The sequence below is a fragment of the Phenylobacterium sp. genome, from assembly GCF_030693625.1.
Lineage (GTDB): Bacteria > Pseudomonadota > Alphaproteobacteria > Caulobacterales > Caulobacteraceae > Phenylobacterium > Phenylobacterium ferrooxidans.
Genome location: NZ_JAUYAF010000061.1, coordinates 1 through 19699, shown reverse-complemented (window position 1 = coordinate 19699; position 19699 = coordinate 1). Strand labels below are relative to the sequence as shown.

18 protein-coding genes and 1 pseudogene are annotated in these 19699 nt (G+C 68.9%); 12 read left to right on the top strand and 7 right to left on the bottom strand.

All coding sequences use genetic code 11. From position 1 onward, the window contains the following. Positions 1-187 precede the first annotated feature (187 nt). Positions 188-343: a hypothetical protein gene (locus tag Q8N10_RS12490; protein WP_304774739.1), complete on the top strand. Its 156-nt coding sequence runs from the start codon at positions 188-190 to the stop codon at positions 341-343. An 8-nt stretch (positions 344-351) separates the two neighbouring features. After that, positions 352-1947, top strand: a complete 1596-nt coding sequence (locus Q8N10_RS12485) for a methyl-accepting chemotaxis protein (protein WP_304774737.1) — start codon at positions 352-354, stop codon at positions 1945-1947. A gap of 7 nt (positions 1948-1954) precedes the next feature. On the opposite strand, the gene Q8N10_RS12480 is transcribed toward Q8N10_RS12485, so the two are convergent. Next, on the bottom strand, positions 1955-3574 hold the full coding sequence (locus Q8N10_RS12480; protein ID WP_304774735.1) for a M10 family metallopeptidase C-terminal domain-containing protein: 1620 nt from the start codon (positions 3572-3574) through the stop codon (positions 1955-1957). 258 nt (positions 3575-3832) lie between these two features. Between Q8N10_RS12480 and ligD the strand changes: the two genes are divergently transcribed. Further along, positions 3833-6469: a DNA ligase D gene (gene ligD / locus Q8N10_RS12475; protein WP_304774733.1), complete on the top strand. Its 2637-nt coding sequence runs from the start codon at positions 3833-3835 to the stop codon at positions 6467-6469. Between the two features lie 11 nt (positions 6470-6480). Here ligD and Q8N10_RS12470 read toward each other — a convergent pair whose 3' ends face one another. From Q8N10_RS12470 to Q8N10_RS12460, 3 genes are read right to left on the bottom strand one after another with little or no spacing between them, the layout of a single operon-like run. Beyond that, positions 6481-7335, bottom strand: a complete 855-nt coding sequence (locus tag Q8N10_RS12470) for a Ku protein (RefSeq protein ID WP_304774731.1) — start codon at positions 7333-7335, stop codon at positions 6481-6483. A gap of 53 nt (positions 7336-7388) precedes the next feature. Further along, a complete protein-coding gene (locus Q8N10_RS12465; RefSeq protein ID WP_304774729.1) occupies positions 7389-8159 on the bottom strand; it encodes a dienelactone hydrolase family protein in 771 nt (256 codons plus the stop codon). Further along, positions 8156-9250 carry a zinc-binding dehydrogenase gene (locus Q8N10_RS12460; protein WP_304774727.1) on the bottom strand — a complete coding sequence of 365 codons (1095 nt, stop codon included), beginning with the start codon at positions 9248-9250 and terminating at the stop codon, positions 8156-8158. Before Q8N10_RS12460 ends, Q8N10_RS12465 begins: the two co-directional genes overlap by 4 nt. Positions 9251-9409: 159 nt before the next feature. Between Q8N10_RS12460 and fabD the strand changes: the two genes are divergently transcribed. From fabD to gmk, 7 genes are all read left to right on the top strand, one after another. Continuing rightward, positions 9410-10354, top strand: a complete 945-nt coding sequence (gene fabD / locus Q8N10_RS12455; RefSeq protein ID WP_304774725.1) for an ACP S-malonyltransferase — start codon at positions 9410-9412, stop codon at positions 10352-10354. Next, positions 10354-11094: a 3-oxoacyl-[acyl-carrier-protein] reductase gene (gene fabG, locus Q8N10_RS12450; protein ID WP_304774724.1), complete on the top strand. Its 741-nt coding sequence runs from the start codon at positions 10354-10356 to the stop codon at positions 11092-11094. The genes fabD and fabG overlap by 1 nt, the downstream gene beginning before the upstream one ends. Positions 11095-11234: 140 nt before the next feature. Beyond that, on the top strand, positions 11235-11474 hold the full coding sequence (locus Q8N10_RS12445) for an acyl carrier protein (RefSeq protein WP_056019455.1): 240 nt from the start codon (positions 11235-11237) through the stop codon (positions 11472-11474). Positions 11475-11550: 76 nt separating this feature from the next. Further along, entirely contained in the window at positions 11551-12834 is a 1284-nt protein-coding gene (fabF, locus tag Q8N10_RS12440) for a beta-ketoacyl-ACP synthase II (RefSeq protein ID WP_304774722.1), read from the top strand. 44 nt (positions 12835-12878) lie between these two features. After that, positions 12879-13943 carry an endolytic transglycosylase MltG gene (gene mltG / locus Q8N10_RS12435; protein WP_370690163.1) on the top strand — a complete coding sequence of 355 codons (1065 nt, stop codon included), beginning with the start codon at positions 12879-12881 and terminating at the stop codon, positions 13941-13943. 304 nt (positions 13944-14247) lie between these two features. Beyond that, entirely contained in the window at positions 14248-15132 is an 885-nt protein-coding gene (locus Q8N10_RS12425) for a YicC/YloC family endoribonuclease (RefSeq protein WP_304774719.1), read from the top strand. A gap of 6 nt (positions 15133-15138) precedes the next feature. Beyond that, on the top strand, positions 15139-15792 hold the full coding sequence (gmk, locus tag Q8N10_RS12420; protein ID WP_304774717.1) for a guanylate kinase: 654 nt from the start codon (positions 15139-15141) through the stop codon (positions 15790-15792). Between the two features lie 86 nt (positions 15793-15878). Here gmk and Q8N10_RS12415 read toward each other — a convergent pair whose 3' ends face one another. Continuing rightward, positions 15879-16190, bottom strand: coding sequence for a hypothetical protein (locus Q8N10_RS12415; RefSeq protein ID WP_304774715.1), 312 nt, complete (start codon positions 16188-16190; stop codon positions 15879-15881). A 453-nt stretch (positions 16191-16643) separates the two neighbouring features. Between Q8N10_RS12415 and Q8N10_RS12410 the strand changes: the two genes are divergently transcribed. Both Q8N10_RS12410 and Q8N10_RS12405 read left to right on the top strand, forming a co-directional pair. Beyond that, complete coding sequence (locus Q8N10_RS12410) at positions 16644-17432, top strand: methyltransferase domain-containing protein (protein WP_304774713.1); 789 nt, start codon at positions 16644-16646, stop codon at positions 17430-17432. A gap of 153 nt (positions 17433-17585) precedes the next feature. Beyond that, entirely contained in the window at positions 17586-18290 is a 705-nt protein-coding gene (locus Q8N10_RS12405; protein WP_304774711.1) for a hypothetical protein, read from the top strand. Between the two features lie 62 nt (positions 18291-18352). Here Q8N10_RS12405 and Q8N10_RS12400 read toward each other — a convergent pair whose 3' ends face one another. Next, positions 18353-19414, bottom strand: coding sequence for a DMT family transporter (locus Q8N10_RS12400; RefSeq protein ID WP_304774709.1), 1062 nt, complete (start codon positions 19412-19414; stop codon positions 18353-18355). A 153-nt stretch (positions 19415-19567) separates the two neighbouring features. After that, positions 19568-19699 (bottom strand): annotated as a pseudogene (locus Q8N10_RS12395) (ISAs1 family transposase); the annotation flags it as partial.

Genomic DNA, 19699 nt, shown 5'->3' with positions numbered 1-19699 from the left:
TCGCCTGCAATCAGATAACATGGTTCGCAGCCCGGAATCTGAGCGTTTATCCCCCTCAAGCCTGATCTTCATCGGGCTAATCTCCCTCGCCAGCGTGGCTGCCGCCACCCTGCTCGGCGCGCGTCCTCTCGATCCCCATGAAGCGGCGGGCGTTTTCCCGCCTTGGTGGGGCGGCGAGGCTAGTTTGATGGCTGCCTCCGACGCCGGCGCTGTGCTGGCGGTCGGAACCCTGCCCTTCATCATCATTGTCCGCACCCCCGGCGCCGACGCGGCCACGCGCCTACGGGCCGCTGGCGCGCTGTTTTCCATTCACCCCGGCCCGGTCGCTCCCTGCGCCGTCTAGGAGTCGCCATGTTCGAGTCGATTGAAGATCAGCGCCGGTTCGCGGACCGCCTTGTGGTGATCATGCTCTGGGTGATGGTCCCGCTCACCGCGGTGATCAGTTTCCTCGGAAAGGCGCCCTGGGTTGGCCTTGTCCTCGCCTCCGCGGGCCTTGCCGGCGCGGTCACCCTTTTCTGGCGCTTGAGCCGGAAGGGGCCGGCCGTGCGGTTGGCCTCCGCGGCCGCCCTGATGGGCTCGGTGTCCCTGCTGGTGGCTGCCTTCGCCGGCAAGCCGTGGCAGGTCGATATGCACATGGCTTATTTCGCCGCCCTCGCAGTGCTGATCGTCTCCTGCGACTGGCGGGCGATCGCCGTCGGGGCTTCGGTCGTGGCTGTCCACCACCTCTTGCTGAGCTTCGTGGCGCCGGCCCTGGTGTTTCCTGGCGGCGGGGACCTGGGCCGCGTCATCGTCCACGCCGTGATCCTGGTGATTGAGGCCGCCGTGCTGATGTCGGCCGCCTTCAATATTTCGGGAATGTTCGTCCGCTCGAACGCCGCCCTGGCCGCGGCCGCCGAGGCTCGGCAGGTGGCGGAGGAGTCGGTCAAGCAGGTCGAGGCCGCCCGCCTGGCCGAGGGAGCCGCGGCGCGGGACCGTGAAGTCTTCCAGAAGACCGTCGAGGAGGATGCCGTGGTGGTGGTGGACGGCCTGGCTCAGGGCTTGAAACAACTGTCCGAGGGGGACCTGACGGTTCGCATTCCCCAAGCGTTCCCCGCGAAGTACGAAACCCTGCGCGTGGACTTCAACGCCGCCTCCGAGCGGCTGGAGCAGGCCCTGGCCGGCATGGTCGCCTCGGCGCAGATCATCCGCAACGGCTCGGCCGAAATCTCCTCCGCGGCCGACGACCTTTCCCGCCGCACTGAACAGCAGGCGGCGGGGCTGGAGGAAACCGCCGCGGCCTTGGACGAGATCACCGTAACCGTGCGCAAGACCGCCAGCGGCGCCAAGTCGGCCGCCGATGTGGTCCTGGCGGCGCGGGGAGACGCTCAGAACAGCGGTGACGTGGTGCAGCAGGCCGTCCTGGCCATGGGCCAGATCGAGAACTCTGCGCAGCAGATTAGCCAGATCATCGGGGTGATCGACGAGATCGCGTTCCAAACCAACCTGCTGGCCCTCAACGCCGGGGTCGAGGCGGCCCGAGCCGGCGAAGCTGGCCGCGGCTTCGCCGTGGTCGCTTCCGAGGTGAGGGCGCTTGCCCAACGCTCGGCCGAGGCGGCCAAGGAGATCAAGGCCCTGATCAGCACCTCCACCGCGCAGGTGAGTTCCGGTGTCCAACTTGTCGCTCAGACCGGTGAGGCCCTGCAACGTATTGTCGGCCGTGTGGCCGAAATCGACGGCTTGGTGACCGAGATCGCCGCCAGCGCCCAGGAGCAGGCCGTGGGCCTCGCCGAGGTCAATACCGCAGTCAACCAGATGGATCAGATGACTCAGCAGAACGCGGCCATGGTCGAGCAGTCCACGGCGGCGAGCCACGGGATGTCTTCGGAGGCCCAGAGCTTGGCCGCCTCGGCCGCCAAGTTCCGTGTCAGCGACGCGCCCACCGGCAGGCCGGCGCGCCGGGCCGCCTAGCGGTCCGCTAGCCGGCGAAGATCCAGCCGCCGGTGAGGCTGGCGGCCTGGACGTTCTGCAGCACCATCTGCGCGCCGCCGGTCATGGAGATCACCGTGTCGGCGCCCAGCTGGGCCACTGTGTAGACCGTGCCCACATCGACCTGGACGCGGTCGCCCTCGGCGCGGCTGAAGTCCGTCACGCGGTCAAGGCCGGCCGCGCCCCAGGTGTGGAAGATGTCCGCGCCGGTTCCGCCGCTGACAGTGTCGTCGCCGAGATCGCCGGACATCCAATCGTCGCCGGCGCCCCCGGCGATGCTGTCTGAGCCCTGGCCGCCGCGGACCCAGTCGCGGCCATCGCCGCCGTCCTGGGTGTCATTTCCGAGGTTGCCATAGACCACGTCGTCCCCGGCGTCGCCGAACAGGCGGTCGTGGGCCTGGCCGCCGACGACCCAGTCAGGACCGTCGCCGCCGCGGACGGTGTCGTCGCCCTGGTTGCCGTTGATGTCGTCGAAGCCCGCGCCGCCGATCAGGCTGTCGTCGCCAGAATCGCCGCGCAGATAGTCGTCCTCCGCGCCGCCGTCGACGGTGTCATTGCCCAGGCCCGCGGCGATGTTGTTGGCGGAACTGTTGCCGTTGATCTGGTCGGAGCCGGAGCCGCCGATGGCGTTCTCGATCACCGCGCCCACGGCCACGGCCACATTGCCGGTCAGGCCGCCGACGTTCGAGAAGTAGCCTGCGCGCAGGTCGATGATCTGGTTCTGGCCGAAGCCGGAAAAGTCGAAGCTGTCCTTGCCGCCGGCGTCCCAGACGGCGAAGACCAGCCGGCTACCGCTCGACGTGGCCTCAAACCAGGGCCGCGCGGCGTTGGAGTTGAAGCCGTAGGTGGTGTCGCCGGTGCGGGTGGCGGTGTTGGCGCCGTATTCCAGCTGGGCGGCGGCGATGTCGTCCAGCATCGGCGCCGCGGAATAGGTCCCTGCGAAGGCGCCGCCGGTGTTGGTCTCGCTGAAGTAGCTCATCACCGTGTACTGCCGGCTGTCCTCGGCATAGTCGGCGCTGGAACTGTAGGTGGGTGAGGCCTCGTCGCTGGCGTCGTAGTCGCTGGGATGAGCCAGGCCGATGGCGTGCCCCAGTTCGTGGACCAGGACCGAACCGCCGTAGTTCCCGATGGTGGGATTCACATTGTAGTTGGACCCGCTGTAGATCCAGACGTCCCCGGACGATGAGGAGAAGTCGATCCGCCCCGGATAATAGCTGAAGCCTGAGGCGCCTTCGACGCCGCCGGAATAATTGGCGAACAGGATGCTGGCGGAATTGCTGTAGGCGGCCTCGCCGCTGGCGCCCGCGCCCACCCGAACGAAGGTGATGTTGGCGACGTCGGACCAGCCCTTCAGGATCTGTTCGGCGGTGGTGATCTGGGTGGCGTTGAACCGGCTGAAGCCCGTGGCGTCGTCGGGCATGGCGTTGGGCGCATCGGCGCGGAAGCCGTAGGTGATCGTGAAGCCCACACCCAGCGCATGGGACCAACCCGGTTCGCCGCCCACCAGGCGGTTGGCGGCCTCGGCGACCGTGAAGCTCTCCTTGCCGCCGGACACGCCGCCACGGGCGTCGGCGGACTGGAAGGCCTGGGGTGAGGGTTCGGCGTCCATCCCGATTCCGAGGGCGGACGGATCACCGGAGATGGTCAAAGCCATTAAAAGGTCACCACACTACACGCCCCTCAGCGTCCAACTTTGGTAAGGCGCGCGCGGAATCGCCGCAACAGGCAACTGTGGATTGCGACGTTTTCCCGCAGGTTCAAAGGCTTAGCTGTAAGACCTTGTTATCCACCCTTGAACTTCGTGCGGCCCTGGATCGAGTATCCGCGTCAATCGTTTCGCCAGTTCTAACCGGAAACGGAGGCGGCCATGGCCACGTCGAAACTCGCGCGCTACCAGGAGATGCGGGACTTTGGACAGACGGCGGAGCCCTCCGGGCGTGACGCCAAGGTGGTGACGTCCGAGCGCCTGCGGTTCGTCATCCAGAAGCACGCGGCGACCCGCCTCCACTTCGACCTGCGGCTGGAACACGAGGGGGTGTTCAGGTCCTGGGCCGTGACCCGTGGCCCGTCGCTCGACCCCGCCGACAAGCGCCTGGCGGTGGAGGTGGAGGACCACCCGCTCGACTATGGCGACTTCGAGGGGACGATTCCCAAGGGCCAGTATGGCGGTGGCACGGTGCAGCTGTGGGACCGGGGCTATTGGGCGCCGGAACCCGGCATGGAGGATGTCGACAAGGCCCTGAAGAAGGGCGAGCTGAAGTTCGTCATGGAGGGCGGCCGCCTGCACGGCTCGTGGGTGCTGGTGCGCCTGCGGGACGACGCCAAGTCCAAGCGTCACAACTGGCTGCTGATCAAGCATCGCGACGAGGGCGCCGTGGAGGGTGAGGGCGGGGCCTTGGCCGCCGAGGACCGCTCCATCGCCTCGGACCGCACCATGGCCCAGATCGCGGCGGGGGAGGGCAAGCCCGCGCCGCCCTTCATGACCGCCTCCAAGACCGCCGCCGACGCAGTGTGGCAGAGTCATCAGAACGCCAACTCGACAGCCGCAGCCTCGCCGAAGATGACCAAGACCACCGCCAGGCCGGCCAAGGCCACCAAGGCCAGGATCGTTGCGACCCTGCCGGACTTCGTGGAGCCGCAGCTCTGCAAGTCGCTGGAAAAGCCGCCGCAGGGGCCGGGCTGGGCCCACGAGATCAAGTTCGACGGCTACCGGATGCAGCTGCGCACCCAGGGCGGCGAGGCGGCCCTGAAGACCCGCAAGGGCTTGGACTGGTCGGCCAAGTTCAAGGCGATCGTGAAGGCCGGCGCCGGCCTGCCAGACAGCATCATCGACGGCGAGGTGGTGGCGTTAGACCATACTGGGGCGCCGGACTTCGCGGCGCTGCAGGCGGCGATCTCGGCGGAGAAGACCGATGACCTGATCTTCTTCGTCTTCGACCTGCTGTTCGTGGACGGCGAAGACCTGCGGGCCCTGCCGCTTTCGGAGCGCAAGGCACGGCTGAAGGCCTTGCTGGCCATGCCGCCGGCCAATGTGCGCTATGTCGACCACTTCCTCAGCGCGGGCGACGCGGTGCTGCAGTCGGCCTGCCGCATGGACCTGGAAGGCATCATCTCCAAGCGGATCGACGCGCCCTATCGCTCGGGCCGCAGCGACACCTGGGCCAAGTCGAAATGCCGCCAGGGCCATGAGGTGGTTATCGGCGGCTGGACGACGACGGGCGACGCCTTCCGCTCGCTGATCGCCGGGGTCTACCGCGAGGGCCACCTGGCCCATGTCGGCCGGATCGGCACCGGCTTTGGCCGGGACAAGGTCGACAGCCTGATGCCCAAGCTCAAGGCCCTGGAGACGGACAAGAGCCCCTTCAGCGGCAAGGGCGCGCCCAAGAAAGCCGCCGGCGTACACTGGGTGAAGCCCGAACTGGTGGCCGAGATTGAATATGCCGGCTTCACGGGCGACGGCTCGATCCGGCAGGCCGCCTTCAAGGGCCTGCGCGCCGACAAGCCGGCCCAGGAGGTGGAGGCCGAGATCCCGGCGCCGGCCGAAAGCGCCGACCTGGCGGAGCCGACGCCTAAGGCCGTCGTGTCGAAGACCGTGTCGCCGAGGGGCTCCTCGGTTGTGATGGGCGTGACGATCTCCAGCGCCGAGAAGCCGCTTTGGCCGGACGCTCACGACGGCAAGCCGGTCACCAAGCTGGACCTGGCCCGGTACTATGAGACGGTCGCCGACGTGATCCTGCCGCATATCAAGGGCCGGCCCTGTTCCATCATCCGCATGCCGGACGGCATCGCCGGCGGTGAGACCTTCTTCCAGCGGCACGCCTCGCGGGGGTCATCAGCCCTGTTCACCGAGGTCGAGGTGTCGGGGGATCACAAGCCCTATCTGCAGATCGATCGTCCCGAGGCCCTGGTTGCCGCCGCCCAGATCGGGGCGGTGGAATTGCACCCCTGGAACTGCGAGCCCTTCAAGCCGGAGGTTCCCGGGCGGTTGGTGTTCGACCTCGATCCCGCGCCCGACGTGGACTTCGACTCGGTGATCGAGGCCGCGCGCGAGGTGCGCGACCGGCTGGAGGCCCTGGGGCTGGTCAGCTTCTGCAAGACCACCGGCGGCAAGGGTCTGCACGTGGTGACGCCGTTGAAGGCCGGCAAGGTGGATTGGCCGACGGCCAAGGCCTTCGCCCGGGATGTATGCAAGGCCATGGCCCTGGACGCGCCGGACAAGTTCCTGATCACCATGGCCAAGAAGGACCGGGGTGGCCGCATCTTCCTCGACTATCTGCGCAATGACCGCATGTCGACGGCGGTGGCCCCATTCTCACCCCGCGGCCGTCCGGGCGCGCCGGTGTCCCTGCCGGTGACCTGGAGCCAGGTGAAGAAGGGCCTCGATCCGGCGAAGTACACGATCCGCACCGTGCCGGGCCTGCTGAAGAAGCTGACGGCGTGGGAGGAATATTGCGACAGCGAGCGGCCCCTGGCGCCTGCGATCAAGCGGCTGGGGAAAGTTTAGGGGAAGGGTGGTCAGGCCCGCTTCTTCGCCGGCGCGGACTTGGCGGCGGCCTTCTTGGCGGGGGCTTTTCCAGCCTTCGCGGCGCCCTTCTTGTCTCCAGCCAGACTGCGGCGCAGGGCCTCCATGAGGTCGATGACTTCCGCGCCCTTGGGCTCGTCGACGGTGACCTTGCGGCCCGCGCCCTTTTCCTTTTCCTGGATCAAGGCGCGCAGGGCTTCCTCGTAGCGGTCCTTGAACTCCGAAGCGTCGAAGTCGCCCTCCTGCTGCTCGATGATCTTGGCGGCGATCTCGATCATGTTCTTGTCGGCCTTCACCTCCGGGATGTCGTCGAAGAAGCTCTCGGGCTTCTTGACCTCGTCGAAGGTGCGCAGGGTGTAGGCCACCAGGCCCTTGCCGCGCGGCTCCATGGCCAGCATGCGTTCGCGCTGGTGCATGACCAGGCGGCCCAGGGCGATCTTGCCGGCCTTCTGCATGGCCTCGCGGATGACGGTGAAGGCCTCGACGGCCACCTTGCCGTCCGGGACCAGGAAGTAGGGGTCGTTCCAATAGAGGCGGTCGATCTCCTCGGCGTCGACGAACTTGTCGATGTCGATGGTCTTGGTGCTCTCCAGGCGGACACTGTCGATTTCCTCGGGCGTGACCACGACGTAGTGGTCCTTCTCGATCTCGTAGCCCTTGACGATGTCGGAGCGCTCGACCGGCCCGGTCTCCGGATCGGTGGGGATCATCCGGATGCGGTTGTGGGTGGTCTTGTGGAGCATGTTGAAGGACACGTCGCCGGTCCGGCTGGTGGCCGTGTAGAGGGCCACCGGACAGGAAACGAGCGAGAGCCGAAGGTGCCCCTGCCAGGTTGGACGCGCCGCCATGATACCCTCCACGAAGTTCGAGTCCGTGAACGCGTCAGGCGGCGCTGTGTTGCCTAGAACGCCGCGGTGAAGAACGCGACCACCTCGGCGCGCGCCGCCTCGGCGGCTGGCTTGTTGAATTCCATCAGCACCGGTCCTCCCGCGCCGTTGTGGGCGAAGGGGTCGTTGATGGTCTGGGCCGGCAGATCGCGGTCAAAGCCGTGGCCAGCCCCAGCATAGGTGATGTTGCGGACCGGCGCCGTGCCCTGGGCGGCCAGCGCCGCCGCCAGCTTCTCCCCGGCGTCAGGATGATCGTAGGTGTCGATGTCGCCGGTCTGGATCAGGATCGGCGCGCCCGTCAGGTCGGTCAGGGCCATGCGCGGATCGGCGGCATAGGCGTAGCAGACCGGGTAGTGGGCGACGTGGGCCGCGAAGCCCGCCAGGTCTCCGCGCAGGGGATCGGCCCGGCCCTTGGTGGCGCTGAGCAGGCTGACCACCCCGCCCCAGGAGAAGCCGAGGATGCCCACGCGGGCAGGATCTATCTCCGGCTGCTCGCCCAGGAACTTCAGCGCCCCGAAAGCGTCGGGCAAGGTCTCCATGGGCGAGCGCGGGCGGCCCGCGGCGCCGCGGGACGTGCTGCGCGCCGCCCACATGTCGATCTCCAGGGTCGCGAAGCCTGCGGCGTTGAGCGCGCCCGCATAGTACTCGCCGCGCCCATCGACCCCGTCGGAGCCGTGGCAGATCAGGACCGCGCCGACCGGGTCGCCGGCCTCACGCGGCGTGCGCAACAGGCCAGCGACGTTGAGGCCGGCGGAGGTGGGAAAGCTTATAAAGGAGGTTCTCAACGACCGGGCTCCACCAGGATTTTCACATGGGCCTCGGGGTCGCCGAGGGTGACAAAGGCCTGCGCCACTTCGGACAGGCCGACCTTGCCGGTGACCACGCGGCTGACATCGATCACGCCCTCGGAGATCTGGTGCAGGGTGTGGGCGAACTCCTCGGGCGAATAACCGAACACGAAGGTGAGCTCCATCTCCTTGGTGATGGCGATGGCGGGTTCGATCTTGTCGGTCTCCATGCAGACGCCGGCCACCACGATCTGGCTGCCGGCGGGGCTGGCCTCGATGAGATGCTGCAGGATGCCGGGCGAGCCGACGCATTCGAAGACCACCGGCTGGCCGAAGGTCTTGCCCATCATCCTGGCCATGTTCTGGGCGGCGCGGGCCGTCGGCACGCCAAAGGCCTCCCAGCGGGCGTGCGGGCTCTCACTGGCCGGATCGATCACCACGTCGGCGCCCAGCATCTCGGCGGCGGCGCGACGGCGCGGGGAGTAGTCGGCGGCGATGACCGGGCCGTGGCCCTTGGCCTTCAAGCCCGCGATCACCGCCAGGCCCACCGGCCCGCAGCCGATCACCAGGCTGACACTGTCCTTGTCGAGCCGCGCCTTGGCCACGGCATGGGCGCCGACCGCGAAGGGCTCGGTGAGCGCCGCCTGGTCGGTGGGCAGGCCGTTCCTGACCTCCAGCAGCATCATCTCCGACAGGATCATCCGCTCGGCGAAGCCGCCGGGCAGGTTGTTTGAATAGCCCAGAAGTTCGACGCCGGTCCCGGTGATGGTGGCCGGCACGCTGACGACGCGGGTTCCGGGCTTCAACAGGCCCGTGGTCCCAGGCCCGTGTTCCAGAATCTCGGCGCAGAACTCGTGGCCGAACACCGTGTCCGCCGTGGGGTCGAAGCCGCCGCCCATGGCGCCGCCATCCCCGCCGCTGGCGCGGCGGGTGGTCTCGATCATGTGTTCCATGTGGTGCAGGGCGTGCAGGTCCGAGCCGCAGATCCCGCAGGCGAGGGTCTTGACCAGGACCTGGCCGGCGCCGGGTGTCAGGTCCTCGATCTCGTCGCAGACCAGCTGCTTGTTGCGGCGGATGACGGCGCGCATGGCTTTCCCTCCCAGGGTTTTGACCAGCTTGCGGGGGGAGCGTGGCGATTTCCAGCCTGTCGTCGCGGAATGCGGGCCGCCTTGCCCGGCGGGGCGCAATCCCCTAACCCTCCGCCCTTGAATCGAAGTGGCGCCAACGCGCGCCGAAGGGAGCCCCAGATGAGCCTCGCCTTTCTCTTTCCCGGCCAGGGCAGCCAGGCCGTGGGCATGGGCGCCGACCTCGCCGAAGCCTTCGCCAGCGCGCGCGAAGTGTTCCAGGAAGTCGACGACGCCCTTGGCCAGAAGCTGTTCAAGCTGATGAAGGAGGGGCCGGAGGATCAGCTCACCCTTACCGAGAACGCCCAGCCGGCCCTGATGGCCGTCAGCCTGGCGGTCAGCCGGACCCTGGAGAAGGAATTCAAGATCGGGGTCGACAAGGCCGCCTTCGTGGCCGGCCACTCGCTGGGTGAGTACTCGGCGCTGGCCGCCGCCGGCGCCATCAGCCTGGCCGACACCGCGCGTCTCTTGAAGCTGCGCGGCCAGGCCATGCAGCGGGCCGTACCGGTGGGCGAGGGGGCCATGGCCTCCCTGATCGGGCCCAAGAGTGACGTGGCCCTGGCCGAGGAGGCCGCCAAGGCGGGCTCGGCCTTTGGCGTCTGCGTCGTCGCCAACGACAACAACAACGGCAATGTGGTGATCTCCGGGGCCAAGGCCGCCGTCGACGCCGCCATTGAGAAGGCCAAGGAGCTGGGCGCGCGGGCCATCCCGCTGAACGTCTCGGCGCCCTTCCACTGCCCGCTGATGCAGCCCGCGGCCGACGAGATGGCCAAGGCCCTGGGCGCCGCCACGATCCTGGCGCCCCGCGCGCCGCTGGTGGCCAACATCACCGCCCGTCCGACGCTGGACCCGGAAGAGATCCGCCGCCTGCTGGTGGAACAGGTCACCGGCCGCGTCCGGTGGCGCGAGAGCATGATCTGGCTGGTGGAGGAGGGCGGGGTGACCCGCTTCGCCGAGGCCGGCTCGGGCAAGGTCCTGTCGGGCATGGCCAAGCGCATCGCGCCGGACGCCGAGGCCACGCCGCTGAATACGCCTGCCGACCTTGAAGCCTTCGCGAGCAGCCTCTGATGTTCGACCTGACTGGAAAGACCGCCCTCGTCACCGGTGCGACCGGCGGCATCGGCGCCCATATCGCCCGGGCCCTGCACGCCCAGGGCGCGCACGTGGTGCTGTCGGGGACCCGCGAGCCGGTCCTGGCCGAGCTGGCCAAGGCGCTGGGCGAGCGTACCTCCATCGCCCCGGCCAACCTGGCCGACGCCGAATCAGTGGACGGCCTGATCGCCAAGGCCGAGGAGGCCGCCGGCGCTCCGCTCGACATCCTGGTGGCCAACGCCGGCATCACCAAGGACGGGCTGCTGATGCGCATGAAGGACGAGGACTGGGAGTCCGTCCTGAAGGTGAACCTGGAGAGCTACTTCCGACTCAGTCGGGCGGCCATGCGCGGGATGATGAAGCGCCGGGCGGGCCGGATCATCGGCATCACCTCGGTGGTGGGGGTGATGGGCAATCCCGGCCAGGCCAATTACGCGGCCTCCAAGGCGGGCATGATCGGGTTTTCCAAGGCCCTGGCCCAGGAGGTCGCCACCCGTGGGATCACGGTCAATTGCGTGGCGCCGGGCTTCATCGAGAGCCCCATGACCGACGCCCTGAACGAGGCCCAGAAGGCTCAGATCCTGGCGACTATTCCCGCTGGCCGCCTGGGTTTGGGGAGCGATGTGGCCGCGGCGTGCGTTTATCTGGCCAGCGATGAGGCCGCCTACATGACGGGGCAGACCCTGCATGTGAACGGCGGCATGGCGATGATCTAACCTGTTGGCCTCCGCCAACCGAACATGCTACGGCCACGCCCGAAGCGGTTGGGCCAAGGCCGAAATCGAAGCTCCGTACCGGTTGACAACATGTCGGCGGTCACGGATGGATCAAGTGACTAATTGAGGAACTAAACCTGATGTCCGACATCCTCGAGCGCGTGCGTAAGATCGTCATCGAACACCTCGACGCCGATCCGGAGAAGGTCACCGAGAAGGCGAGCTTCATCGACGATCTGGGCGCCGACAGCCTCGACAACGTCGAACTGGTGATGGCCTTCGAAGAAGAATTCGATATCGAGATCCCCGACGACGCGGCGGAGCACATCCAGACCGTCGGCGACGCGGTGAAGTTCATCGGAGAGCGTCTGGGCGCCTAAGGCCCAGAGTTCGTTCAAGATTTGACCGCCGCGACGCTCACATGAGCCGCGGCGGTCTGCGTTTTGGAGCCCCGCTATGCGTCGAGTCGTGGTCACCGGCATCGGTCTGCTGACCCCCTTGGGGCAGGGGACCGAGCACACCTGGAAGGCGCTCCTCGAGGGCAAGTCCGGCGCAGGCCGGATCACCACCTTTGATCCGGCCGACTATGGCTGTCAGGTGGCCTTCGAGGTCCCGCGCGTTGACGGACGTGGCGGCGGCGGCCCCGACGTGCCGGGCTCCTTCGACCCCGACCAGACCATGAGCGCCCGCGACCAGCGCCGGGTGGACGACTTCATCCTCTACGCCATGGCCGCGGCCGACGAGGCGGTGAAGGATTCCGGCTGGGTTCCGGAGACCGAGGAAGACAAGCAGCGCACCGGGGTCATCATCGGCTCGGGCATCGGCGGCCTGGCCACCATCGAGAAGAACGCCATCGAGCTGCACGAGAAGGGCCCGCGCCGCATCGGCCCGTTCTTCATCCCCTCGGCCCTGATCAACCTGGCCTCGGGCCAGGTCTCCATCCGCTACGGCTTCAAGGGCCCCAACCACTCGGTGGTGACGGCCTGCGCCACCGGCGCCCACGCCATCGGCGACGGCGCCCGGCTGATCAAGTACGGCGACGCCGACATCATGATCGCCGGCGGGGCCGAGGCGGCCATCTGCCCGGTGGGCATGGCCGGCTTCATCGCCGCCCGCGCCATGTCGACCAACTTCAACGACGCCCCCACCAAGGCCAGCCGTCCCTATGACAAGGACCGCGACGGCTTCGTGATGGGGGAGGGCGCCGGCATTGTCGTCCTCGAGGAGTACGAGCACGCCAAGGCGCGCGGTGCGAAGATCTACGCCGAGGTCGTGGGCTACGGCCTGGCCGGCGACGCCTATCACATCACCTCGCCGGCCGAGGACGGCGACGGCGGCTTCCGCGCCATGCAGATGGCCCTGAAGGACGCCGGCATTCCGCCGACCGAGATCGACTACGTCAACGCCCACGGCACCTCGACCCCCATGGGCGACGAGATCGAACTGGGCGCCGTCACCCGGCTGATGGGCGACCACGCCAAGGACATCTCCATGTCCTCCACCAAGTCGGCCACCGGCCACCTGCTGGGCGCGGCGGGCGCCATCGAGGCGGCCTTCGCCTGCCTGGCCATCCGCGACCAGATCGCGCCGCCGACCCTGAACCTGGACAATCCCTCGGTTGAGACGGTCATCGACCTGATCCCGCACAAGGCGAAACCGATGGCGATCGAGTACGCCCTGTCCAACAGCTTCGGCTTCGGCGGGACCAACGCGTCGGTTGTGTTCAAGAAGGTCACGTGAGCAAGAGGCCCCGAGCGCCCAAGAAGGCCGGCGGCCTCTCCCCCATGCGCAGGCTGATGATCATGCTGCTGAGCGCGGCGGCGACGCTGGCGGTGGCCGGCATGCTGGTGGCGGTGTGGGTGGCCTGGTCGTTCCAGGGCCCCGGCCCCACAGCCAAGAGCGGCGACATGACCACGGTCATGCTGCGGCACGGCTCGAGCCTGCCCGAGATCGCCTCGACCCTGTCGCATGAGGGGGTGATCCGCTCGGCCCCGATCTTCGTGGCCGCCGCCCAGGTGACGGGCGCGGCGCGCAGGCTGAAGGCCGGCGAGTACGAGATCGCCAGTCGCGCCTCGATGGCCAGCATCCTGGCCGACATCCGCGACGGCAAGATCGTCCGCCACCAGATCACCATTCCCGAGGGCCGCACCAGCGAGATGGTGGTGGAGGCCCTGGCCGCCAAGAGCGATCTGACCGGGGTGGCCGCCGCCCCGCCCGAGGGCTCGATCCTGCCCGAGACCTATCAGTACGAGCGCGGCGAGGACCGTTCGGCCGTGCTGCGCCGGATGATGGACGCCCGCGACCAGCTCGTGGCCAGCCTGTGGTCCAAGCGCCAGCCGGGCCTGCCCTTCAGCACCCCGGAGGAGGCCATCACGCTGGCCTCCATCGTGGAGAAAGAGACGGGCCAGGCCAGTGAGCGGCCCCGGGTGGCGGCGGTGTTCATCAACCGCCTGCGCCAGGGCATGCGCCTGCAGAGCGACCCGACCATCATCTACGGCATCACCCAGGGCCGGCCGCTGGGGCGCGGCATCCGCGCCTCGGAGCTGGCGGCGGAGACGCCCTACAACACCTACGCCATCAACGGCCTGCCGCCGACGCCGATCGCCAATCCGGGCCGGGCGGCCATCGCCGCGGTGCTGGACCCGCCCAAGACCACGGAGCTCTATTTCGTGGCCGACGGCACGGGGGGGCACGTCTTCGCCTCGACGCTGGCCGAGCACAACGCCAATGTCGCCAAGTGGCGCGCCATCGAGCGCACCCGCGGGTCGGCGCCGGCGGTGGCGGCGCCCGAGCCCGGCCTGGCCGGCGGCGCGCCCGTCGACGCGCCGGCGGTGACGGTGGAACCTTGAGCCAGACGACTCGGGTTCCTTCTCCCCTTGCGGGAGAAGGTGGCCCTGCGGAGCAGGGTCGGATGAGGGGTCGTGCGGACCTGTCCAGGTGTCGTCATCCCGGCCGCAGCGAAGCGGCGAGCCGGGACCCCGGGGCTGGCGCAGTGTGGTTGCCCCTGGGTCCCGGCTCTGCGGCCCTGACGGGCCTTGGCCGGGATGACGGGGGTGTTTGGTCTGACAGATCAGCGCGACCCCTCATCCGACCGGTCTCCGACCGGCCACCTTCTCCCGCAAGGGGAGAAGGATACTGGGTCGGAGTTTCCTGATGCCCCTGTCCGGCATGACGGGATTTGGCCGCGCGGAGGCGGCATGCGGCGACTGGAGCTGGTCGGTGGAGGCGCGTTCGGTGAACGGGCGCAACCTGGAGATCCGCTATCGCGGCATTCCGGGGTTCGACGCCCTGGACCGGACGGCCCGTGAGGCGGCGCAGGCGCGTTTCCAGCGGGGCAATGTCACCATCGGGATCACCGGCAAGCGGACCGACCCCGGCGGCAAGGTCACCATCAATCTGGACCAGGTGGAACGCTACCTGGCGGTGGGCGCGCAGCTGGTGGCCGATGGGCGGGCGACGACGCCGAGCCTGGACGGCCTGCTGGCCCTGCGCGGCGTGATCGAGGCCGGGGAGACCGCCGACGATCCCGAGACCCTGGCGGCGGTGGAGGCGGCCATGGCGGCCAGCCTCAACGGCGCGCTCGACGCCCTGCTGGCCAACCGGCGGGAGGAGGGCGCGGCCCTGGCCATCGTGCTTGCCGGCCAGATCGACCGGGTCGCGGTCCTGGTGACCCAGGCGGAGACCGAGGCCGCCGGGCAGTCGGCCGCCATCAAGGAGCGCTTCGAGCGGCGGATGAACGAGCTGGCGCCCGACACGCCGGGCATCGCCGAGCGGATCGTGGTGGAGGCCGCCGCCCTGGCGGTGAAGGCCGATGTGCGTGAGGAGCTGGACCGGCTGGCGGGGCATGTGGACGCCGCGCGGTCGCTGATGGCCGGCGAGGGCCCGGCCGGACGGCGGCTGGACTTCCTGACCCAGGAATTCATGCGCGAGGCCAACACCCTGTGCTCCAAGTCGGCCCTGCCGGGTCTGACCACCGTGGGCCTGGAGCTGAAGGCGACCATCGAGCAGTTCCGCGAACAGGTGCAGAATGTGGAATAGCCCGCGATGACCGACGACCACGCCAAACCCTGGGAAACCACCCGCCGCGGCCTGCTGCTGCTGGTGTCGAGCCCGGCCGGGGCGGGCAAGACCTCGCTGTCACGCCGCCTGGTGGCCGACCACGGCGACATGACCCTGTCGATCTCGGCCACCACCCGCGATGCGCGGCCGGGCGAGGAGGAGGGGCGGGAGTACTTCTTCATCGACCGCGCGCGGTTCGAGACCCTGATCTCCGAGGGCCACTTCCTGGAGTGGGCCGAGGTGAACGGCAACCTCTACGGCACCCCCAAGGGGGCGGTGATGGCCGCCCTGGACGAGGGCAAGGACGTGCTGTTCGACATCGACTGGCAGGGCGCCAAGCAGATCGCCGAGGCCGCGCCGGACGACAGCGTGCGGGTGTTCATCCTGCCGCCCTCCTGGGAGGACCTGTCGCGCCGCCTGCACGCGCGGCAGCAGGACTCAGAGACGGTGATCCACCAGCGCCTGGAACTGGGCAAGGACGAGATCGCCCACTGGGGCGCCTATGACTACGTGATCGTGAACAAGAACTTCGACCGGGCCTATGCGGACCTGATCCACATCTACCGGGCCGAGCGGCTGAAGCCGGGGCGGAACATCTGGCTGCCGGGGTTTGTCGAGGGGTTGTTGGCGGAGGGGTAGGGGCGGGGCCACGGCCAGCCCGGCGGCGCCACTGCGATGGTCTGCAGGGCGCCGTATGGTTGTCGGAGCTCAGAGCTCCCGGCCGGCTAGGGTTTCGGCTTGGCCATGTCCGCCGCGCACTTCTCATGCATGGCCTTCATTTCCGCCTCGCTCGGGGGGTTGAACGTGGGGCCATGGCCCAGCTTCTCGGCCGAGTGGTCGTGCTTGGGTGTGCCCTGCATCTTCCCGCCCATCATCGCCGTGCAGTGCTTGTGCATCTCCTCGGGCGTCATCTTGGACATGTCCATCTTGTCGCTCGAGGCGGGGGCGTCCGGGTGATGCGCGCCGTGGTCCTGCTGCGCCAGGGCCGGGGCGGCGGCCAGGGCGAGGGCCGTGATGGCGACGAGGATCGTTTTCATGGAAAGCTCCGTGGCCGAGGCCGTTTCGAGAAGAAGGTCAGGCGCCCGCCGTCAGCCCGGCGGGAGAGCCGAACCCTGGTTGACGCCAACCACCTTGGGTGGTTTTGCGATGGTCGCCTTGATCGTGGTCAAAGCCGTCCCGACAACGTGCGGGATTACGGTGGGGATTACGGTGACAGGGAATTCGGGATTACGGTGACGGATTACGGTGACATCGCGTAATTCCAACGACTTGGAGCCGGTGGGGTGAAGCGCTGGGCGGCCGTACGCGCTTCTCCTCTCCCCACGTCTTTCGGGGGGAGAGGGTAGGGTGAGGGGGGCTTTTCGGCATGGTGGTGAGTAGCCGATGGGTCCCCTCACCCTACCCTCTCCCCTTTAAAGGGGAGAGGAGGAGATAACCTCGTATGCTCCGGCCGCGTCTTGGCCGCCAACCCCGACACACGGAGACCTCTCTTGAGCCAGCTGACCTTCGACGCCGACTCGGCCAGGGCCCTGGAGGCGATCTACATGACGCCCGACGTGGTGGCGCAGCGGGGGCGGGTGATTGATCTGCTGGCCCCGGCGGCTGGCGAACACCTGCTGGATGTGGGGGTCGGGCCGGGGCTGCTGGCCCTGGATCTGGCGCGGCTGGTGGGGGAGTCGGGGCGGATGGTGGGGCTGGACCTGGCGCCGGCCATGGTGGCGGCGGCCACGGCCAGGCTGGCGGGGCTGTCCCAGGCCGAGGTCAGGGTCGGTGACGCGGCGAACCTGGACCTGCCCGATGGCGCCTTCGACGGGGCGGTGTCGACCCAGGTCTATGAATATGTCGCCGACATGCCCCGCGCCCTGGCCGAGCTGCACCGGGTGCTGCGGCCCGGGGGACGCGCGCTGATCCTCGACACCGACTGGCGGAGCCTGGTCTGGCATTCCTCCGATCCGGCCCGCATGGACCGGGTGCTGGCCTGTTGGGACGCGCACCTGGCCGACCCGCACCTGCCCGCGAAGCTGGGTCCGCTGCTGCGCGAGGCCGGCTTTTCCGTGCGCCGGACGGAGATCGTGCCGATGTTCTCGCCGCGCTGGCAGCCGGTCAGCTATGCGGGCGGCATGGTCCGCACCATCCGCAACTTCGTGCGGGCCAACGGGGCGCGGTTCGGCCTGGACGACGCCGAGCTGCAGGCCTGGTGGGCCGAGCAGGAAGCCCTGATCGCGGCCGACGCCTTCTTCTTCAGCGTCAACCGGTACGCGTTTCTGGCGACGCGCTGAGGTCGCGGCTGACTGGGGGCAGTGCCGCCCTCAGTAAATGTTCTCTAAATGTTCTTGTGGTTTCGCGCAGGTTTGATAGAATTCCGCCATTGGTCAGGACCGCGCGCGGCGCGTCCCTTCGGCCGGTGATCCCTTAGAATTCAGGATATTCCCATGAGCCGGAAGCGGGTCTGGGGCGAGGTCGCCCCGGTGGTGGAGGAGGTGTGCCTGCGGCTGGAGGCGGGCGAGCCGCTGGCCGTGGTGTGCCGGGAGGCGGAGATGCCGCACGAGAGCACGCTGCGGGCCTGGCTGAGGCGGTATCCGGACCTGAAGGCGCGCGTGGACGCGGCAAGGGCCGCGGGCCTGGCGGTGCAGGCGGCGCGGCCTCTGGTGATCCGGGTGCGGCCGGTGGTGTTCGACGCGGCCCTGGCCGACGCGGTGTGCGAACGGCTGGCGGCGGGGTCGCAGGGGCTGGAGGCGGTGTGCGCCGACCGCGACCTGCCGTCCTCGGCGACGGTCTATCGCTGGCTGGCGGACTATCCCGACTTCGCGACGCAGTACGGGGAGGCGCGGCGGATCCAGGCGCACCGGATGTTCGACGAGGCGCGCGCCATCGCCAAGGCGGCGACGGCCAAGTCGGTGGCGGTGGCCAAGTTGCGGATCGACACCCTGAAATGGCAGGCGGCCAAGCTGGCGCCCCGGGTCTATGGGGCGCGGGTCGAGCGGGATCTGGAGCCGGAGGCGCCGGTGATCAATGTCGAGATCGTCAAGTTCGGCGATGCCCACCGCCTGCAGAAGGAGGTGGACGACCTGCGCGCGCGGTTGGCGGCGGCTGGGCTGGAGCTTCCGCCGCCGAGCGTGGAAGAGCCGTACGTCTGACCTCCTCGCCCCCGTCTTTCGGGGGGAGAGGAGGCGGGCCGACTGCAATCGCGCAGATAACCCTACACCCCGTGCCCGTGCCGGTGGTGCAGGTCGGGGTAGTGGGGGTGGGTGTGGGTCAGTGGGGTGTGGCGGTGGGGGTGGCTGTGGGGCTCGCCGGGCGGGTCACCCGGGGCGTGGTCGTGCTGGTGGTGGGCGTCGTGGACGTGGCGGTGTTCGTGGTCGAGGGCCTCGTGGGTGTGGGGGTGCTCGTGGGCCTCCATCAGGTGCAGGACGACGCCGACGATCATCAGGGCTGAGGCGGCCAGGAGCTGCATCGTGATGGGCTCGCCGAACATGGCGATGGCCAGGCCCGCCCCGATGAAGGGGGCGGTGGAGAAGTAGGCGCCGGTGCGGGCCGCGCCCAGGTGGCGCAGGGCGAGCACAAACATCACCAGGCTGACGCCGTAGCCCAGCAGGCCCACGAGGCCGGCGGCGAGCGTGGCCGTCAGCGGCGGCATCTGGGCGCCGAGCGCCAGGGCCAGGATGAGGTTCACCGCGCCGGCCACGAGGCCCTTGATCAGGGCGATCTGGACGGGATCGGCGGCGCTGAGCTTGCGGGTCAGGTTGTTGTCGATCCCCCAGGCCAGGCAGGCGCCGGCGATGGCCAGGGCGCCGAGGCCAAGGCCGGTGGGGCCGCCCTGCCAGGAGAGCACCACGGCGCCGGCCAGGATGGCGGCGGCGCCCAGCAGCAGGCGGCGGTCGACGTTCTCCCGAAAGACGATCCAGGCGATGGCCATGGTGGCCAGGCCCTCGAGGTTCAGCAGCAGGGCCGAGGTGGAGGCCGCCGTCGTCGCCAGGCCCAGCATCAGCAGCAGGGGTCCGATGATCCCGCCGCTGAGCACCACCAGGCCCAGCCACGGCAGGTCGGCGCGGCGCAGGGGCGCCTCGGCGGCCGGGACCCCCAGGGCGCCGCGGGCCAGGTGGACCAGGGTGAGCCCCAGGCCCGAGCCCAGATAGAGCAGGCCGGCCAGCAGCCAGGGACTGACCCCGCCCCCCAGCAGCAGCTTGGCGAAGGGGGTGCTGGCGCCGAACAGGGCGGCCGAGGCGATGGCGAGCAGGACGCCGGGTCGGTGGGTGAACATGGGGGTGAGTTTAGGGGGTGGGGCGGTGGCTTGGCCATCCTCCTCTCCCCCCGGTTCTTCGGGGGGAGAGGGTAGGGTGAGGGGGGCGGCTCGTCCGGGTGGTGAGTCTCGGGGCGGTCCCCTCACCCTACCCTCTCCCCTCAATAGGCAGGGCTATCGCATATGACCGAGCATTGAGAAGAGGAAGGCGTCATCCCATCCGGCCCGCTTGATTTTGGTCTTGATGGATCCCTTGGCGGGGTGCTGTCGGATGATGTTGAGGGCGAGCTTTCGGATGAGGGCGAG

Coding starts and splice junctions, on each gene's coding strand:
- Q8N10_RS12490 (WP_304774739.1), top strand. CDS start 188: ATGGCTGCCTCCGACGCCGGCGCTGTGCTGGCGGTCGGAACCCTGCCC.
- Q8N10_RS12485 (WP_304774737.1), top strand. CDS start 352: ATGTTCGAGTCGATTGAAGATCAGCGCCGGTTCGCGGACCGCCTTGTG.
- Q8N10_RS12480 (WP_304774735.1), bottom strand. CDS start 3,574: ATGGACGCCGAACCCTCACCCCAGGCCTTCCAGTCCGCCGACGCCCGT.
- ligD (WP_304774733.1), top strand. CDS start 3,833: ATGGCCACGTCGAAACTCGCGCGCTACCAGGAGATGCGGGACTTTGGA.
- Q8N10_RS12470 (WP_304774731.1), bottom strand. CDS start 7,335: ATGGCGGCGCGTCCAACCTGGCAGGGGCACCTTCGGCTCTCGCTCGTT.
- Q8N10_RS12460 (WP_304774727.1), bottom strand. CDS start 9,250: ATGCGCGCCGTCATCCGCCGCAACAAGCAGCTGGTCTGCGACGAGATC.
- fabD (WP_304774725.1), top strand. CDS start 9,410: ATGAGCCTCGCCTTTCTCTTTCCCGGCCAGGGCAGCCAGGCCGTGGGC.
- fabG (WP_304774724.1), top strand. CDS start 10,354: ATGTTCGACCTGACTGGAAAGACCGCCCTCGTCACCGGTGCGACCGGC.
- Q8N10_RS12445 (WP_056019455.1), top strand. CDS start 11,235: ATGTCCGACATCCTCGAGCGCGTGCGTAAGATCGTCATCGAACACCTC.
- fabF (WP_304774722.1), top strand. CDS start 11,551: ATGCGTCGAGTCGTGGTCACCGGCATCGGTCTGCTGACCCCCTTGGGG.
- mltG (WP_370690163.1), top strand. CDS start 12,879: ATGCGCAGGCTGATGATCATGCTGCTGAGCGCGGCGGCGACGCTGGCG.
- Q8N10_RS12425 (WP_304774719.1), top strand. CDS start 14,248: ATGCCCCTGTCCGGCATGACGGGATTTGGCCGCGCGGAGGCGGCATGC.
- gmk (WP_304774717.1), top strand. CDS start 15,139: ATGACCGACGACCACGCCAAACCCTGGGAAACCACCCGCCGCGGCCTG.
- Q8N10_RS12415 (WP_304774715.1), bottom strand. CDS start 16,190: ATGAAAACGATCCTCGTCGCCATCACGGCCCTCGCCCTGGCCGCCGCC.
- Q8N10_RS12405 (WP_304774711.1), top strand. CDS start 17,586: ATGAGCCGGAAGCGGGTCTGGGGCGAGGTCGCCCCGGTGGTGGAGGAG.
- Q8N10_RS12400 (WP_304774709.1), bottom strand. CDS start 19,414: ATGTTCACCCACCGACCCGGCGTCCTGCTCGCCATCGCCTCGGCCGCC.